This is a genomic window from Xenorhabdus lircayensis, from assembly GCF_016306625.1.
GTDB classification, from domain to species: Bacteria; Pseudomonadota; Gammaproteobacteria; order Enterobacterales; family Enterobacteriaceae; genus Xenorhabdus; species Xenorhabdus lircayensis.
Genome location: NZ_JACOII010000097.1, coordinates 1 through 2210, shown reverse-complemented (window position 1 = coordinate 2210; position 2210 = coordinate 1). Strand labels below are relative to the sequence as shown.

Sequence of the window (2210 nt, the reverse complement as noted above, 5' to 3'; positions counted from 1 at the left end):
TAATGGCTCTTTTCGTCAATGTGATTATTCGGTTATAGCTCACCAATCCGGGAAAATCAGTGGTAAGGAATGGTTGCACGTGTTCTGTATAAAAGGCTTTGAAATGACGATAATGGCTCATGTGAAATAAAATCAGGATGGTCATCACTTCACTGAGGGACAAGGAGGTTGTGCGATGACGTTTAAGCAGATTGTTTTCGATAAGCTGTTGTTCCCAAATCGGAATAAATTTTTGGCAAAAATCATCGACACAGCAATAAAGTTCTTCTAAAGTCATCATAGCCTGAGGATCCCCACGATTTTGTTTTCTGAGCAAAAACTTTGATCGTGCCTCAGGCACTTAGTTCCTTTTTTTCTTTTCTTCCTTATCCAGAGTTCAGGTTAATCACCGCTTATTCTAACAAAACTGATTGTTTTTCCGCTTATTCTTTCAATGATCTTATACAACTCATCTTTTCCTTCGATGATTCTATCTTCCATTTCTGACAGTTCATGAATAAAAGAACGTGCATCCTGATTCTTCAATAGACAATCAGTTTTATAGTAATCCTTAATCTTTCTTAAATTCTTTGCACTACTCCATCTCGTTGAAGAGGAGAATATATTTGAATGTAGAGTTTCACTCATAACAACATGAATAATCTCATCATCCTTTGTCGTGAAATGTATATCTAGTCCCATAATATCCTCAAAAAATTACATCTGTTGGCTTAAGATCTTTAAACATACTTTGCGGGAATGCTGTAACTAGATCACCATTTGATTCAGTCACAACCCTTACTTTATTTAATATTTCACCCTCTGGGGTTATACCTACATTCCTTCTCAAAGTTTTTTCATATATAAAACGATCACCATCACGAATAATTCTATCTGGATTACGGAATACATCCCTTATGGTCGATTTAACGTCGGCATTATTAAGAGTCCACTTACTCTTATGTGACCAACCTTGAACATTACCTACATGTCTATCCTTAACATGCTGAACACCATCTTTAGTTAGATTGATTTTTTCAGGAGAAGTTGGGCATTTTACCAACCCAAATGGGTCAACCCAAGACAACGGATTATGCACATAGGAATACGGATTAAACCCGCCCAGCAGCCCGATCGGGTCTTCAAACGGGTTCGGGTGCAGTCATACTTTTTTGCGTGATTTTTTCTTTCAATATCAGACGATTAAAAATCCGTTTTTACTGCTTCGGGTCATTTCCGCGAACCCAACTCGCCAATGTGCACTTTGGGATTTTTCGACAACGGGCGAACGTCGTCCGGTTTACCGGACGGCGGGCGGCCGTTCTGCGGGTGCGGGCGGCAGAGAGCCTGCCAGCGACGCTCCTGTGCACCGTGGGTTACGCCATGCCCCGTTTTGTTGCCAGCGACGAACCCAACTGGGAAGCCCCCTGCGGGGGCTGCACGGGGCGGAGATGGGTGAGCACGGCAACGAGCAAGGAGCTTGCGACTGCGAGCCACGCGCAGCCAGTGCAGCGGGGTTGGGGCGGGGGAGGTCAATTAACGGAGGCCGCAGGCCGACCTGCCTACAGGGATGTTGGCCGGACGTGGCAGGGCAGGGCAGCTAAAGAAGAGCACGGATTGCCGAGGACTGGCTCAGGTGCTGACAGCAGAAGGCACAGCCTTGTGCGGCGGCACCCTGCGATGCCAATCAGCGGGGGCGCAGACATAATGTTAATTAGGCGATGCGCGCCGCTTTGCGGTGTGCTTGACTGGCACGGACATGAACGGCGAGTTTCGCCTAATTCCCTCACATTATGTTGAGTGGGCTTTGGGCGGCCTGCACATTCTTAACGGGGACACGATTGTTCAGGCCGACCATTGCCCACGTACCCCCGCTATCACCAAGGCCAACGGGCAGTCCGGCCACGCTCTGCCCCCGCACCGCTCCCAGCGAACTCAACGGGGAGGATCGGGCTGTCCGGTGCGTCAGGGGTTCGGTTCGGTGTCCGGCTTTGCCGGGTGGTCACGCTTTGCCGGGTGGTCACGCTCTGCCGGGTGCGTCTGCTGATGCACTTCCTTCAAGTGACCGATGGCCACGCGTGTATAAATTTGCGTCGTTTCCAGACTGACATGCCCCAGTATGGCCTGGATATGCCGCGTATCTGCGCCATTCTCCAGCATCTGCGTCGCCATCACATGGCGGAACAGGTGACACCCGCCCGGTTTTTCTACTTCGGCACGATGCAGGGCAT

General features: G+C 48.8%; 4 protein-coding genes and 1 pseudogene. 1 reads left to right on the top strand and 4 read right to left on the bottom strand.

Annotated elements, in window-relative coordinates; genetic code table 11:
* The 3 genes and pseudogenes from H8A87_RS19530 to H8A87_RS19520 all read right to left on the bottom strand — a co-directional run.
* A pseudogene (locus H8A87_RS19530) lies at positions 1–280 on the bottom strand (IS982 family transposase); the annotation flags it as partial.
* 101 nt (positions 281–381) lie between these two features.
* A complete protein-coding gene (locus H8A87_RS19525) occupies positions 382–681 on the bottom strand; it encodes a hypothetical protein (protein WP_198691538.1) in 300 nt (99 codons plus the stop codon).
* Between the two features lie 7 nt (positions 682–688).
* Entirely contained in the window at positions 689–1066 is a 378-nt protein-coding gene (locus H8A87_RS19520; RefSeq protein ID WP_198691537.1) for a hypothetical protein, read from the bottom strand.
* An 85-nt stretch (positions 1067–1151) separates the two neighbouring features.
* Here H8A87_RS19520 and H8A87_RS20125 point away from each other — a divergent pair, with 85 nt between their 5' ends.
* Positions 1152–1583, top strand: coding sequence for a hypothetical protein (locus H8A87_RS20125; protein ID WP_232370386.1), 432 nt, complete (start codon positions 1152–1154; stop codon positions 1581–1583).
* 361 nt (positions 1584–1944) lie between these two features.
* Here H8A87_RS20125 and H8A87_RS19510 read toward each other — a convergent pair.
* Positions 1945–2210: tyrosine-type recombinase/integrase (locus H8A87_RS19510; protein ID WP_198691536.1), on the bottom strand; the 266-nt coding region annotated here is incomplete at its 5' end.

Bases quoted from the DNA above. Each gene is read 5' to 3' on its own strand.
- H8A87_RS19525 (WP_198691538.1), bottom strand. From the start codon at position 681: ATGGGACTAGATATACATTTCACGACAAAGGATGATGAGATTATTCAT.